The organism is Cupriavidus pampae, from assembly GCF_914271485.1.
In the GTDB taxonomy this organism is placed as follows: domain Bacteria; phylum Pseudomonadota; class Gammaproteobacteria; order Burkholderiales; family Burkholderiaceae; genus Cupriavidus; species Cupriavidus pampae.
Window position 1 is genome coordinate 210,226 of the sequence record NZ_CAJZAG010000005.1, and the last position, 15,300, is coordinate 225,525.

General features: G+C 64.1%; 11 protein-coding genes. 7 read left to right on the plus strand and 4 right to left on the minus strand.

The genetic code is table 11. The features are described 5' to 3' along the window. From LDO41_RS14070 to LDO41_RS14080, 3 genes are read right to left on the minus strand one after another with little or no spacing between them, the layout of a single operon-like run. Positions 1-636, minus strand: a complete 636-nt coding sequence (locus LDO41_RS14070) for a DUF1120 domain-containing protein (protein WP_223989112.1) — start codon at positions 634-636, stop codon at positions 1-3. Further along, positions 633-3,269 (minus strand): fimbria/pilus outer membrane usher protein, encoded by a 2,637-nt coding sequence (locus LDO41_RS14075; protein WP_223989114.1) that lies wholly within the window; start codon positions 3,267-3,269, stop codon positions 633-635. Before LDO41_RS14075 ends, LDO41_RS14070 begins: the two co-directional genes overlap by 4 nt. A 17-nt stretch (positions 3,270-3,286) precedes the next feature. Further along, positions 3,287-4,027, minus strand: coding sequence for a fimbria/pilus chaperone family protein (locus LDO41_RS14080; RefSeq protein ID WP_223989117.1), 741 nt, complete (start codon positions 4,025-4,027; stop codon positions 3,287-3,289). A 249-nt stretch (positions 4,028-4,276) separates the two neighbouring features. On the opposite strand from LDO41_RS14080, the gene LDO41_RS14085 reads away from it, so the two are divergent. From LDO41_RS14085 to LDO41_RS14115, 7 genes are all read left to right on the plus strand, one after another. Then, positions 4,277-5,206, plus strand: coding sequence for a hypothetical protein (locus tag LDO41_RS14085; protein WP_223989119.1), 930 nt, complete (start codon positions 4,277-4,279; stop codon positions 5,204-5,206). A gap of 494 nt (positions 5,207-5,700) precedes the next feature. Further along, complete coding sequence (locus LDO41_RS14090) at positions 5,701-6,348, plus strand: response regulator transcription factor (RefSeq protein WP_223989121.1); 648 nt, start codon at positions 5,701-5,703, stop codon at positions 6,346-6,348. Positions 6,349-6,373: 25 nt separating this feature from the next. Then, complete coding sequence (locus LDO41_RS14095) at positions 6,374-9,961, plus strand: ATP-binding protein (RefSeq protein WP_223989122.1); 3,588 nt, start codon at positions 6,374-6,376, stop codon at positions 9,959-9,961. Positions 9,962-10,177: 216 nt separating this feature from the next. Next, positions 10,178-11,605: an MFS transporter gene (locus LDO41_RS14100; protein WP_223989124.1), complete on the plus strand. Its 1,428-nt coding sequence runs from the start codon at positions 10,178-10,180 to the stop codon at positions 11,603-11,605. Between the two features lie 54 nt (positions 11,606-11,659). Continuing rightward, positions 11,660-12,238: a hydrolase gene (locus LDO41_RS14105; protein ID WP_223989126.1), complete on the plus strand. Its 579-nt coding sequence runs from the start codon at positions 11,660-11,662 to the stop codon at positions 12,236-12,238. 152 nt (positions 12,239-12,390) lie between these two features. Beyond that, the gene (locus LDO41_RS14110) at positions 12,391-13,191 is read left to right on the plus strand and encodes a PIG-L deacetylase family protein (protein WP_223989129.1); all 801 of its coding nucleotides are present in this window, start codon (positions 12,391-12,393) and stop codon (positions 13,189-13,191) included. Between the two features lie 183 nt (positions 13,192-13,374). Further along, positions 13,375-14,691, plus strand: coding sequence for an SLC13 family permease (locus LDO41_RS14115; RefSeq protein WP_253074792.1), 1,317 nt, complete (start codon positions 13,375-13,377; stop codon positions 14,689-14,691). Here the strand turns inward: LDO41_RS14115 and LDO41_RS14120 are convergent. Further along, positions 14,688-15,296, minus strand: a complete 609-nt coding sequence (locus LDO41_RS14120) for a methionine ABC transporter permease (protein ID WP_223989615.1) — start codon at positions 15,294-15,296, stop codon at positions 14,688-14,690. The genes LDO41_RS14115 and LDO41_RS14120 overlap by 4 nt on opposite strands. Positions 15,297-15,300 lie beyond the last annotated feature (4 nt).

Genomic DNA, 15,300 nt, shown 5'->3' on the forward strand with positions numbered 1-15,300 from the left:
TCAGCGCCAGAGCACCTGAAACGCGCCGTTCGACTCGAGCGGCGTGGGTGACGACACCTGGTTGTCGCCGCGCGGCACAACCGGATCGATATCCACGGTTGCCGAGAAGCGCGTGCCCTGCGCCGGCCGGCCGTCGATCACCGGGACGATCGCCTGTCCCGGTGTAAAGCGCGCGGTGCCGCCGATCGCCGCGGGCAGTGTTCCCGCGGATATGGCGTTGCCGAGTTGCGCCGGCACGCCATCGATCTGCGCCTCGGACATCTGCAGCGTGACCTTGCCGCTCTTCCCGCCGATATTCCCGAAGATATAGTCGGTGCCGAGCGATGGCGCGCGAAACACGATGCCAAGCGTCGATGCACTGCTGCAGGTCACGTTCATCGTCATGCGTCGCTTGCCCAGCGACATGTCGGTGCCGTTGGACTCGAGCCGATAACGCGTCGTCGTGCCATAGTCGACACGGGCTTCGCTGACCATCAGCTGACAACGCTCCGCCGGCGGCGCCACCACCATCGGCACGGCGGGCGCGCTCGGGCCGTGCGGCCGCGGCGCCTGCGCCATCGCGACATGCATCGCGCCGAAGCTGGCGGCCATCATCATCACGCGCATGCTGGCGCGTACAGTGTTCTCGCGCGTCATTTGCGCTCTCCTTCTGATGACGGGACCTCTGGCACGCAACGCGCCTCCACCTCGTCAAAGTAAGCATCGAGGTCCTGCGCGACCGGCACCGTGAATTGCAGCGCGCAGGCTTTGCCGGACTGATCGACCGCGCGCAGGCCAGCGCCCACGCTCGAGTTCGACAGGAAGATCGTGCCGTCGTTGAGCACCGTGGTCACGAAGTTCCCGTTCGCATCGGTAACGGTCGCATTGCGCGGCAGCGGATTGCCGCCAGCATCGACCGTGCGCAGCAGCAGCCGGCGCACCTTCACGACGTCGAAGTTGACGTAACTGACGGAGCCTCGTCCCGGATTGATCTGCATGAACGCGTTGCCGATATCGACATTGCGCGGCAATGACTTCGTGGTCACCTCCAGACGCGACTGCGAGTACGCAGGCACGGTCGAGATGACCGCGCGGCCCCAGGCATCGGTCCACACCGGCCCCTGCGGCGTGGAGATCTTGACGCCCGCGAGGTCGCTGCCCAACGACGCCACGCCAAACGTATCGCTGATCGCGTACGGCGAGAACGTGACACCCTGCTTGTGCGCGAGAATCCCGCCACTGAGCTCGCCGTTGTAGGACGTGCTGGATGTTCCGTATTGCGCCACGCCGATATTGGCGCGCGTGTAGTACGGCGTGATCGACGCATTGGCCGACCCCGATGCCACACCATCGTTGGGTTGCGTCTCGGCGTTGAGGCTGTAGTTGAACACGTCGTTCACGATCTCGTTGTACGTGGCCCCGATCCGCGTGGTGCCATCGACACGATTGACATAGCCGCGCACGCTGCGCTTGCCGAGCGGTACCGACACGCTCAGGTAGACCGAGTTGCCGTTACTGCTGGTACTGTTGCCGATGGCCTTTTCCACACTGAGCGATACGCTCGCGTACTTGAACGATTTGCCCCAGGAGCCGGTGACGCGCTGCGAGGTGTCGCCAACGAACAGACTCGAGCGGCTGTAGTTCAGCGAGAACGCACCGAGCACCTCGTGGCTCCACGCCACGCCGGCCGTGTACTGGCCGCGATAGTGGCTGTTGATCCAGTCCTTGGTCGTATCCTGCGTGGTGTCCGTGATGGACCGGAAGCCCGGCGTCTGCTGCGTCGCAGTGGCGTTGATCGAGAACGACGTACTCACCTGCGTCGACACCGACCCCATGAACTGCGCCCCGCGATTGGATTCGCGTGTGGCATTGGAGACAATGGCGCGCAGACTGCCGTTGGTGCGGCCTACCTTGTCGCCAAACAGTAGCGCATCCACGCCCGCACCCGCGCTCTGGTACTGGGTGCCGACCATCAGGCCACCGGTCAGGCCAGCGCTCTTGCCGAGCTGCCACGTGCCGGTGCCGGTGGCTATCCACGGTTTCGCCTGCGGATCGTTGCCAAGCTGACGCAGCTTGCCGACGGCGAGCGAATAGCCGGGCGTAATGCCCAGCGTGCCCGCGCCGAGTTGCGCAGCCGGCACCACGAATCGCCGCGACGAGCCGGTCGCCTCGATTACCGTGACTTCAAGGTCGTTGCTGCCATTGAGCAGCGGAATGTTGGTCAGTGTGAACGGCCCCGGCGGCACGACCGTGGTGTAGATCACCGCGCCGGCCTGGCGCACTTCCACGCGCGCCTGGGTCTGTGCAATACCCTCGACCGCGGTACCGGGGTTCGCGGGCCGCCGCAGCGCCATTTCCGGCATCCATTGCGCGCCATAGATGGCGGGGCCCGGGAAGATGGAATTGGCGACGTTGATCTCGCCGCCCTGGAACACGGCCTGCTGTTCGACGAAGGTGCGCTGGGCATACGCGTACAGATGCGAGAACGTCGACGTGGTGCCGTCGTTGCTGTACATGTTGCGGTTACGCACAATCCAGTCGCCCATGTTGAAGCCGAATTCGGTGGCGGCCGAGTAGTACTTCGAACTGCCGCCAGCAAACGAGCTGCCTACCGCAAGCAGGTCATAGTTGAGCAGCGCCGCTGTGCCACCGCTGGTGTAGTCGGTCTGCTCCACCGCGTCCGCAACCAGCGCATCGGTCGGGACCAGCAGCTCCACCAGCGAGGCATTCGGCTTCAGCGTGACCACGGTATGCGGATAGGCTTCCCGAAACCCAAGGCACTGCCCCTGAGCATTGGCACCTTGAGTCGCGTCCGCGGTGTCGGCACGTGCCGCGCGCGTGGTGGGACCCTGCGCGTCGTCAGGCATCCGCAACCCCGCGCGCGTCAGAAATCGCCGCTCGAAGCAGAGCTGGCCGCGCTCATCGAAGCGCGCCATGGCGGCGCCCTTGCGCTTGCCGTTGACGCTCAACGTCACCGTGGTCATACCCGGCATGAAGCGCGCCTGTTGCATGAAGTACTCCGCAACCTTCGGATCGATGCCGCGGGACTTCATCATCTCGAGGTCGAACTGCGTCTCGCCGCCAGACGAGGCAGGGGCAGCCTCGATCGCCGGCGTTGTCGCCGGCCCCGATGGCTGAGCGGCGGGTGGAACGGATGGGGATGGGCCGGCTTGCCCGGCCTGGGCGGACTGGCAGCCGCCGAAGGACAGGGCCGTCAGCGTGGCGATCGCGATCGCGGAATGCGCCGGGCCGGAAACGGCGGAACGCGCCGATCTCGAGGGGTAATGCATTGCTGACTCCGATGCAACTATTTGGCGGCCTGCGCCGCCGCAGTCAGCGGTACGTCATAGCTTTCCACTGCAAAGCCGTAGAGCGTGGCGGGGAACAGCCTCAGGCTGGCGGCGGCGGCCGGCGCGCCCTTGGGCACATCCTTGAGGTCGACCTTGACGGTCGTCTTCGGCAACACGTAGGGGCGCGGCAACTCGACGGACTGGCCGCCGGGCTGGAACTGCACGTTCTGCGCAAGCCGGACGACGTACGGGCTGTCGTTCGCGACAACCAGTTGATCTCCGGCCACCGAAACCTTGAGCAGCTTCCACGGCTCGCGTTCCATCGGCAGACCCTTCGGATGAATCACGAGCGGCAGATCCTGACGCACGGTCATGGTCACGCGCGCTTCGCCGGGCTTGTTCTCCTTGGGCGGAATCCCTTCGAAGATCGCGCGCGCGAGTCGTTCCGTCTTGAGCGGCGTCTTGCTGCGCAACAGGAAGCGCACAACCTGCGTCTCGTTGGCTTCCACGCGCGCCACCGGCGGCGTGACCACCACCAGATCCTCCGGATCTTCCTCGATGTGATTGATCGACGAGTACAGCAACTGCGGTGTTGCGTCGCTGTTCTTGACATTCATGGCCGTCTCGCCGTCCGCCTCCTGAAGCAGGACGACAGACGTTTCGGGCACCATGCCGGTGGCCAGCGCGGCCGTGGAGACGCCCGCTAGGAGTGCCAGGCCCGCGACGGTCGCGCGGCGCCTAAAAATAGCATTATTCATGACTTCATTCCTTAATACGCGCCACGCGCGTTGGTTTGCGTCGCAATTTATTCAAAACTCCGTGAGTTTGGCTAACTTCATCATTTTCTTAAATCGTAATTTCTTTAAACTTCTCGATTCAATGCACGCAATACCTCCCAATCGAATACTAGGAGAGACCGTTTTAATTTGTTTCTTTTAGATAAACTCCGATGGACCCTGATTACATCTCGCCTTAGTGTCGGCTTTCACACAACCACGAGATCTCAAATGCCAGGGAAGATCACCACAGGAATGGAGGCAGAACTAGCTCGGCAAACCGTTCTCCACACCGCGCAGGCCGAGGCTGCGGCACTGAACACCATGTACCGGGAGACCCTCGGGACCTTTCTCTCCACGCCGCACGCGGTGCCGTTACCGCGTGCGGCGCGTGCCATCTATTGGCTTGGGCGCCTGCGTCAATGGCGCGCCATCGACCTCAACGGCGGGGAAACGCTGCCGTCGACAAACTGGCTGTCTCTGCAACTCGGCGTGGTCGAGGGGCTCGCCGGCATCCATGCGCTGGCCTTGCACAAGGAGCAGTGGAGCGGGCCCATCCGGCGTCAGGTGTACGAGCGCGACATGGCCCTGCAGATCGCCATGCTGCTGGCGCTCGATTGGCGCGAGCTGGCGGCATTCGCGCTGGAGTCATGGTTCGAGGCGGACGGTGAACTGGCCGGTACGCACCCGATCAGCGGCATGGCGGGCATGATCGTGAACATTGCGGGCGAGGCGCTCGGCGTGCCTGTGCCGCCGACCACCTTCCAGAAGGCCGACGCCGCACTGGCCCAGACGCGCGAACGATGGCGACATGACGACAGCACGTTCACCGCCGCTGTGCTGCAACTGGCGGAACGGCGCGTACGGCAATGCCGGCATGACTCGGTGGCGAAGCTCTATGACTTCGATCATCCGGTCGAGCAGGCAATTCCCGTGGAGTTGTTGATGCTGATGCGTCTGCGCGGCGCCAAGGTCATTCCACCGTGGCTGGCTTCGCATCCGGTCATGCAGCACCCTGCCGCCGCGCTGGTCGGCGCCGGCGCGCCAGCTCAATCGCAGCGCGTCACGCACTTTATAGAGCGCGTGACACGACTGCTGCCGCAGTACGGCGGCTTGTCGCGCGCGCTGGCGCAGCAGGTGGAGCGGCTGGAGGCCGTCTGACGGACGGCATCGGAAGAGTTTGGCTGAACGTGACAATCGTGACAGTCGTGACAATCGTTAAACGCTTTCATCGCGAGGGAGTGATCGAACAGGCGGGCCGAGTGCGGGCCCGTCTGCTCACTGCCTCAGAGTTTGCCGAGGAAACAGTCAAACTTAAATCGTCACTTAGCCAAATTTAATTCTTCTCCACGCTACAAACAAGAGCAAATTCGTAGAATTACTATTTCGCAATTCTATTATCACAAACACAATGACTGACTTCAACGCATTGTCTCCGCCGCATCACAGTCTCCGTTGTTTCACCCTCAATGGACCTCGGGTTCGACCTCTCATGCCACTCAGACTGACCATGCAGTCACCGCCAGCAAGCACCTTCGATACGGAAAAATCGGGAAATCGTTAGATTACTTTTATTCCTTATTTTCTTAGACGCATTAAACTCTAACGAGCGATTGCCACGAGCACGCTGCGTGTCAGCGGAAAGGAATTGCAGGATGCCGGCGAAAACCCTCCGTGTTGCCCTGGCCGACGATCACCCCCTCGTAGTGGTTGCACTGCGCGACTGCCTGCACCGAACCCCTGGATTTCAGGTTACGTGCGAATGCACGAACGGCAGTGAACTGATTGCCGCGCTGTCCCAGAATCCCGTCGATGTGGCCGTGACCGATTTCAGCATGGGCCACGGCGATACCTCGCTGGATGGCTTCAATCTGCTGCGCCGGCTGGCCCGACGATATCCCGAGACCCGCATCGTCGTGGTCAGCGCGCAGATCAATCCAGGGGTGGTCACCCGCGCCATGAAGCTCGGCGCCCGCGCCTTCGTCAGCAAGGAGGACGAACTCGATGAAATCGTGCGCGCCTGCGTCCACGTGACCGTGAGCAACGGGCACTTCTATTCGCCTTCGATCCGCGCCGTGCTGGATAGCGCCGCGGCGATGACGGCGCCGGCGACGGATCTGACATTGCGCGAACTCGAGGTGGTGAGGCTCTACGCCCAGGGATTCCAGCTCAACGAAATTGCCAGCAAGCTCGGGCGATCGGTCAGCACGATCTCGAGCCAGAAGACCGTGGCAATGCGCAAGCTCAGCGTCCAGACCAACACGGACCTGATCCGATATGCCTATGAGAATGGGCTCATCTGACAACGCGGACTGATCTGACCACGCCATGCAGCAGATTCTCGACCGCACTGAAGAGGCCCTCGCGCATGCGTTCGAGGCGTTGGCGCGCAATGCGCGCCGCCAGCGCAATCTGTATTACGCGACCGTCGGCCTGCTGATCGCGATCGTGCTGGTGTCGGCGATATTGCTTGCGGGGCTAGCTGGTGCGCGGCACCTCGACGACCGGCGCAGCATGGTTGGTCAGCATGTCGCCGCGATCTCGCTGATGCTGCAGGGAGAGGTATCGTTCCTGCGTCGCACCGACCTGACGGTGCGCTTCAACCGCGAGAACCCGGCGCGGCAGCCCGCCGACCCCGCGCTGGTGAAACAGGTGCAACAGACCGGCATCGGCGAGGCGCTGGATCCCGGCTACGCCGTGGTCGTCCCTCCCGCCACGCGCGCGGCGTGGGGCACCGCATTGCCCGAGCGGCTGGCTCAACTGCAGCAGATCGCGACCGCGGCCATTACCACGCAGCAGGCCTTCGAGCTCGATCATCGCGCCTATATCGTCGATGTGCACGCGGAGTACGCGATCGTTATCGCGCGCGATCATCCAAGCCATGGACATTCTGCACCGCTTGACGCCAACCTTGCGACCGTGGTTCGCGACCGGCTCGGGCTCGCGCTGCGGGATCGCATCGGCCAGCCGGTGCCACGCCGCAACGAGCAGATCTGGCTGGGACCGAGCATCGATCCCGTGCTGGGCACGCCGGTGATGACCGTGGTGTCGGCCACCTATTCGGACAATGTCGCGACCACGCTGATCGCGGCGGTGATTCCGGTGGAAGACATCCTCGCGCGCCTCCGTCGCATTGGTCGCGCTGGTGTCACCGACGATCGCGCCCTGCTGCTGCTCCTCAACAGCAGCGAGCAACTGATCGATGTCTCGCCACCAACGTCGCAGCAGGACATCGATCGCATTCTGGCGCGTGCGCGCACGCTCCCACGCGAGAAGTTCGAGATCACGCGCGCCGGCGCGCTGCTCGTGCAGCCGTTGAGGGCGGGGTTCGGTTCGTTCGTATACTTCGTGCCGACCGGCGCGCTGATCGCATCGCTGACCAGCGATCTGTCCGTTATCGGCGCACTTGCGCTGCTGCTGATCGCGGCCATGGTCGTGACGGCACGCTACTGGGACATTCATCTGCTGCGGCGCAGTCATGCGGAGGCCACGCGCGCGCTCGAGAGCGAGACCATCAACCACGTGCTGGTCAGCACGACGCCGATCGGCCTCTGCATCGTCAGGCTTCACGATTACGCGGTGGTCAGGTCGAATCAGCTTGCCGATACGCTGCTGTACCCGGGGGATCCGCCGCGGCTGCCGCGACATATCGTGGCGGCATTCCCGCCCGGGCCGCTGAACGTTCAGGCCGGGCGCCTCGCCGCGACGGCGCAGTTCATCGTGCCGGCCCAGCCCGAGCCGGCGCCGTCGACGGTGGGTGCCAGCGCGACAGGCGTGACGGCAGATGGCGAGGAGCGGCGCTTTCTGCAGATTACCTATGCCCCCGTGCGCTATCGCGGCGAAGATGTACTGTTCTGCGCGATCCAGGATGTCACCGCGCAACAGCAACTCGAAGAACGCCTCCGCGCGGCGCAACGGACGTCCGAAACCATGATGCGCGCGCGCTCGAACTTCTTTGCGGCGATGAGCCACGAGATTCGTACTCCGCTCAATGCCCTGCTCGGCAACCTGGAACTGCTCGCGCGCGCGCCGGGTCTGGAGGCGCACGCACCCCGCCTGCGTTCGCTCGATGTGGCCGCGAGCGGACTACGGCGCATCGTCAACGACATTCTGGACTTCTCGAAGATCGATGCGGGCGAGATGAAGCTCGTGATGGAGCCGTTTCATCCGCTCGACGACCTGGAGAGTCTGGCGTTGTCCTATTGCCCCTTGCTCGCCGAGCGGCCGGTGCGGTTCTATCCCTTGTTCGCGCCAATGCTCGATACCACGATCATTGGCGATCGCGCGCGCATCCTGCAGATCGTCAACAACCTGCTCAGCAATGCGTTCAAATTCACGTCGAGCGGCAAGATCACCCTCAGCGCGCGCCTGGATACCGATGCCCGGGCGCGGACCATGCTGGTGTGCCAGGTCAAGGACTCGGGTATCGGCATGCCACCCACGCTGGTCGCGCGTATCTTTCATCCGTTCGTACAGGCGGAAGCCAACAACTCGAGCCGTTATGGCGGAACCGGGCTAGGCCTCTCGATCTGCGCGCGCTTGTGTGAACTGATGGGCGGGCACATCACCGTCGAGAGTGTCGAGGGGGTAGGCAGCGCGTTCTCCGTCCACGTGCCGGTCGGGCTGCGCGAGGACGAAGCATTGCCCAAGGCACGGCCACCGGTCCGCGGCGTGAGTGCCCTGATCGTTTGCCAGGATAGCGAGACCGGCGCCTCCATCGAGGCAGCGATGCAGTCGCGCGGCTGGCGCACGCATTCGGTCCGGTCGCTGGCCGCGGCCGAGCGCTTTCTTGAGGTCAATCGACCGCAGATCCTCGTTGTCACTGGCGACTACGACTTGCCGTTTGCGATCGCGGTGCGTTCCCGTGTGCCGCCGGCGCATGGCCCGATCAACGCCGTGTGGATCACGCGGGACGGTCCCCCACAATCCGCGCGGTGTGCCCCGGGCATCTTCGAGGTTGGGGGATTTCATCATCGCAGCGTGCTCGCAGCGATGGAGATGGCCATCACGGCGCCGGCCGAGGCCTCGTCGAGTGAGATGCCGACTGAAACTGCACCGGCTGAAACAATCGCACCTGAACCGCCGAACGCCGCAATGGTCAATCGACGAGCGATGCCATCGCTGCGCGTCCTCGTCGCCGAAGATAATCCACTGAATCAGACGCTGATCGCGGAACAACTGGCGGTACTGGGCCATCGCCCGATCGTCGTGGGCGACGGGCGTCAGGCCGTGGAAGCGCTGGAGCATTCCGAGTTCGACGTTTTGCTGACCGACATTCATATGCCGGTCATGAACGGCCACGCGTTATTGTCCGTCGTGCGCGCCACGCACCCCGAACTGCCCGTGCTCGCGTTTAGCGCGCTCACACAGGCGGAGGACGCGGAGGAACCGGAATCCGCCGCGGGTGTGTTGCATGACTGGCAACAACGCGGCTTTGCCGGCCACATCGCCAAGCCGGCGTCGCTCGCCGACATCGAGGCGACCTTGCGCCGCTTCGCACCGACTGCGCCGACTGCGCCGATGGAGGCGCCAGTGCCGACACCAGCGTCGGCGCCCGTCATGTCGCCCAAGCCCGTCGCCTATTACGACGTGATTCTGCGCACGCAACTCGACGTCGACCTGCCCCACCTCGTGGCGATACTCGGGCGACGCGATACCGAGGCGTTGTTCCATTGGGCCCACCGCGCAGCGGGTGCCTTCCACATTGTGGAACAACGCGCGATTGTCTCGATGTGTCGGGAGCTGGAGCGCCAATGCCGCGAAACCAACGACTGGACCCCCGAGATCGGCAAGCGGGCCGAGGCGCTGCATGCCGCGGTTCGCGCTTATAGGCTGGCAGGGACAGTCGGTTCAACCTCCGCCCCCAACTCGGCTGAGGCTGCGACGCCAGGCGCGGCGGGCCGGGCAGACATATAGAGACATTCGAGATCGGGCCGATTGTCCGTGCGACTGTCAGTGCGATTGTCGGCGCGTCGGCAGGCGCGATCGGATTTGCGGAGTTGTGGCTGCAGGACGATAATGTCGCGGCCGTCACTCGTCCGCCCTGTCACGCGTGCCTCGATCGCACCTGACAACGCGGTGCGGATGCGCGGCATAGGTTCTCCGCCATTGGTCCGCTTTTCGCCTCGCCCCATGCAGCCGTATCAAGGCCTTCCCAAACCCCAGCGCACCTGGGCCGTCATTACCGTTTTTTGTGGCCTGATCATGGCCGTGCTCGATGGCTCGATCGCCAACATCGCGTTGCCATCGATCTCGCGCGAGCTCAATGCGGATCCCGCGAGCACGATCTGGGTCGTCAACGCCTATCAGCTGACCGTGACGGTCTGTCTGCTGCCGCTGTCATCGCTAGGTGACATCCTCGGGTACAAGCGCGTCTATCGGGCCGGCCTTGCGACGTTCCTGGTCGGTTCGTTGCTGTGCGCGGTCTCCGTCAATCTGCCGATGCTGGTCGCGGCGCGCGTGCTGCAGGGTATTGGCGGCGCGGGCATCATGAGCGTCAATACCGCGCTGATCCGCTTTATCTACCCGCCAACCAAGCTCGGCCGCGGCATCGGCCTCAATGCGCTGGTGGTCGGGGCGACCATTGCGATGGGCCCTTCGCTCGGCGCGCTGATTCTGTCGTTCGGCAACTGGCCGTGGCTGTTTGCGATCAACGTGCCCGTGGCTATCTTCGCGCTTACGCTCAGCAAGCAGGCGTTGCCGGTCACCCCTGCTCAGCCGCGCGACTTCGACTATCCCAGCGCGGTGCTGTCGGCCATCGTCTTCGCCTGCTTCATTCTTGGCGTGGATCACCTCGGACACCCCTCGTTGCGTATCGCGGGCGCGGGCGGCCTCGTGCTCGCGATCGTGCTCGGTTGGGTGCTGGTGCGACGTCAGCACGGCAAGCTCGCGCCGCTGGTGCCGGTCGATCTTTTCGCGAGCCGCGCGTTCACGCTGGCAGTGGGCACCTCGTTCTGCTCGTTTATGACGCAGATGCTCGCGTTCGTGTCGCTGCCGTTCTACTTCGAGTACCAGCTTGGACGCGGTTTGCAGGAAACCGGCTTGCTGATTACGCCGTGGCCGCTGATGGTCGCGGTAATGGCCGCGGTGTCAGGCCGCTTGTCCGATCGCTACTCCGCGAGCGTGCTGGCGGGTCTCGGTTTGTTGCTGATGATGGGCGGTCTGCTGAGTCTTGGCTTGATATCGCACGATGCCGGCAATCTCGACATCGCCTGGCGCACCGGGCTGTGCGGGCTTGGGTTCGGATTGTTCCAGTCACCGAATAATCGCGCGATGATCTCCGCCACACCTCGCGAACGCAGCGGCGGCGCGAGCGGTGCGCAGGCGACCACGCGGCTGCTGGGGCAGACCACGGGCACTGCATTTGTCGCGCTGCTGTTCAGCATCGATCGGACGAGTGCCGCGCGCACCGCGCTGTTCGTGGCGGCGGCCGTAGCCGCGATCGGTGCGGCGATCAGTTTGAGCCGTCTGCGCGATGAACATGGTGGCAATGGCGGCGGCGGTGGCAAGGCTGGCGATGCGCGCGCGAATGCCGTCCTGACCGCGGATGCGGACGCCTGAGGGGCTCTGACATCCGCAACAACATGCGTGCTCGCACGCGATGGAGGCCTTTCCATGTTGCAGAAGCTTTCCCCTCAATCCACGGCGCTGGTGCTGATCGACCTGCAGCAAGGCATTCTCGGGTTCGGCAAGGCGCCGCGTCCGGGCACCGAAGCGCTGGCCACCGCGGCGACGCTCGCGCGGCGCTTTCGGGAAGTGGGAGCGCCCGTCGTGCTGGTACGGGTGGGCTGGAGCGCCGACTATGGCGATACGCTCAAGCAGCCGGTGGATCAGCCCGCGCCCCGCCCGCCCGGAGGACTGCCGGCCGACTGGTGGGAGTTTCCGGAAGCGCTCGAGGCTGCCGAGCGGGACATCCTGATCGTCAAGCGCCAATGGAACGCTTTTCATGGCACCGAGCTGGATCTGCAGCTGCGCCGTCGCGGCATCGACACCGTTGTGCTGGGTGGTATCTCCACCAATATCGGCGTGGAATCGACCGCGCGCGCGGCGTATGAACATGGCTATACGCTCGTGCTGGCCGAGGACGCGATGAGCTGTGCGGCGGTCGAGCATCACGACGCGGCCGTGCGCTTTGTGTTTCCGCGTATTGGGCTGGTGCGGCAGTCGGCGGAGGTGTTGGCCGCGCTTGGTTGATATCCGTCAGTAAAACTTGCAGCGGTCGCACGGTAGATTTGCATCGCCTGCCCGTCGACTGAGTCATTCAAGGGTCATGGGGCGTGGGTCGCGTTGGCATGGGGATTGCAGTATTTCGATGCGGCATCCCTTTACCGGCTACCCGAATGGATATGCAAGTACCTGAACTGCTGACGGTCATTTCCCCACATCTCGACGATGCGGTCTTCAGTTGCGGCAGCCTGATTGCCGCCAGCCGCAACCCTATCGTCGTCACCGTATTCGGCGGCGTGCCGCCCGAAGGCATCGATGCGCCCGACTGGGATCGCGCGGCGGGCTTCAGCACCGGATACGAATCGGTTCACGCGCGGCGTCGCGAAGATGCGCGCGCGCTGTCGATGCTTGGCGCGGAGCCGGTGTGGCTCGATTTTCTCGATGGCCAGTACGGCAAGCGCTACAACCCCGTGGATCTTGCCGTGCGCCTCGCCCGTCTGCTAGCCATGCAGCCACATGCCACCATCGTCGCGCCGCTGGGCCTGTTCCACTCGGACCATGTGTTGGTGAACGCGGCCTGCATGCTGGTGCGCGAAGCCGCGCATGCGGAGGTGCCGGCCCCCCGGACCTCGGCACGGGCTACCGCGGCGCATGCCGCCACGCCCACGCCGCATGCGAGCGACGTCGCGACGCCGCAAGCGGTGCCTGCGCCGCCCACGCAGCAATGGCTGTTCTATGAGGACGCTATCTATCGGCGCATGCCGGGCATGATTCAGAATCGCCTGATGGCCTGGTGGCAGGAAGGGCTGCTGGCGGCGCCCGTGCATCTGCCGATTGCGCCGTTTCAGACGCAGAAGATGCGAGCCATCGAGGCGTACGAGAGTCAGCTGCCGCTGTTCAATGCCGAACAGTTGTCTGATCTTGGCGGCCCGGAACGTTACTGGTCGCTGGGTCCGCCGCTCGTTCCGAAGAGTCGCTAGCCACACTGCCAGACACCTTTCCGCACGACCGTTCTTTCCTGCGTGCGTAAGGATTCGCGCCCGAGCTTAATTGACGCGGCTTCCGCGCGTCTTCTATCGTCGTCTCCATACCAGAACTATGACAAAACGACGGAGACAGACGTGCCCACACCACATTTACTATCCATTGCCGTACTCGTGTTGATGTTCGTGGTGGCTACGGCCCTGCCCATCAACATGGGAGTTCTCGCGTTTGTCGGGGCGTTTCTGGTTGGCACGTTTGTCGCGGACATGCCGGCCAAGGCCATTTTCCTGGGCTTTCCGGCAGACCTGTTCCTGACGCTTGCCGGGATCACTTATCTGTTTGCGGTGGCGCAGAAGAACGGCACCATCGACTGGCTCGTGCGGCTGGCCGTGCGTGCGGTGGGGGGACGGATCGCGGCGATTCCGTGGATCATGTTCGGCATTGCCGCGTTGCTGACTTCGGTCGGCGCGGTAAGTCCCGCGGCGGTGGCCATCATCGCACCGATTGCGTTGGGCTTTGCCGCGCGGCATGGCATCAACCCGCTGCTGATGGGGCTGATGGTGGTCCACGGCGCACAGGGTGGTGGTTTCTCGCCGATGAGTATCTATGGCGGCATTACCAACAAGATCGTGCACAAGGCAGGATTGCCGCTCAACGAAATGGCCACCGCGCTTGCCAGCCTTGGCTTCAACCTAATGGTGGCGGCAGGATTGTTCTGTCTGCTGGGCGGGCTGAAACTCATGCGCAAGCCGCAGCGTGCGGCGCAGCCAGTGGCCGCGATGGCCGGGGGCTTTGCCATGCACGAGTCGTTCAGCGCGCGGGCGATGGCGGGTGCGACGATGGTCGCGCCGCTCGAGGACGATGGCTACGATGCCAGCAAGAAAGCCGGGGAGGATGCGCCGGGTACGTTCTGTCAGTACCTGACGGTGGCCGGGCTGATTGCGCTGGGCGTGCTCACGCTGTATTTCAAGCTCGATATCGGCTTTGTTGCGCTGACGATTGCCCTGCTGCTGACGTTGACGGCGCCGAATCTGCAGAAAGACGCGCTCAACCAGATTTCCTGGCCCGAGATCATGCTGATCGTCGGCGTGAGCACGTTTGTGGGCGTGCTCGACAAGATGGGGACAATTGCTTTTGTCGGTCACAGCGTGGCCGGGCTGACCTCGCCGCTGATTGCCGCGCTGCTGTTGTGTCTGATCGGTGCGGTAGTTTCCGCGTTTGCTTCGTCGACGGCGGTGCTCGGTTCGTTGATTCCGCTCGCGGTACCGTTCCTGCAGGGTGGCGACGTCAGCGCCATTGGCTTTATCGCGGCGATGGCGGTGTCCTCGACGATCGTGGACGTGAGCCCGTTCTCCACCAATGGCGCGCTGGTGCTGGCCAATGCGCAAGGGGTGGATCGGCAGGCGTTCTTCCGCAGCTTGATGCTGTATGGCGCAGGGGTGACGTTGATCGCGCCGGTGGTGCTGTGGTTCCTGTTTGTGGTGCTGGCGACCTAGGTTGCCTGCCGCGTCTTTAACTTCCGTACGGCGCGGTCACCAATCCATTGGACGCTGGTGACCAGTGCGATCAGGATGGCGATGACAATCACCATCACCGTGGTGTCGAAACGCTGGTAGCCGTAGCGGATGGCCAGATCGCCGAGGCCGCCGGCACCTACCGCGCCAGCGATGGCGGAGGCGCCGATCAGTGAGACCACCGTGATGGTGAAGCCGCCGATGATGCCCGGCAGTGCTTCCGGCAGCAGTACGTGCCATACGATATGGCGACGCTCGCAGCCCATCGCCTGGGCGGCTTCGACCAGGCCGCGGTCTACCTCGCGCAGGCTCACTTCGGCGATGCGCGCGAAGAACGGTGTGGCGCTGATCGCGAGCGGCACTACCGCGGCCCACACACCGATCGTCACGCCGACCACGAGGCGCGTGAACGGCAGCAGCGCCACCAGCAGCACGATAAAGGGCGTGGCGCGAAACCCGTTGATCAATGCCCCGAGCACGCGATGGACGCGCGGTGCGGGGCGCATGCCATCGGGGGCGGTAATCACCAGTAGCAAGGCCAGCGGCAATCCCGCCAGCGCCGCGATCGCGGCCGAGGCGCCGACCATCGTC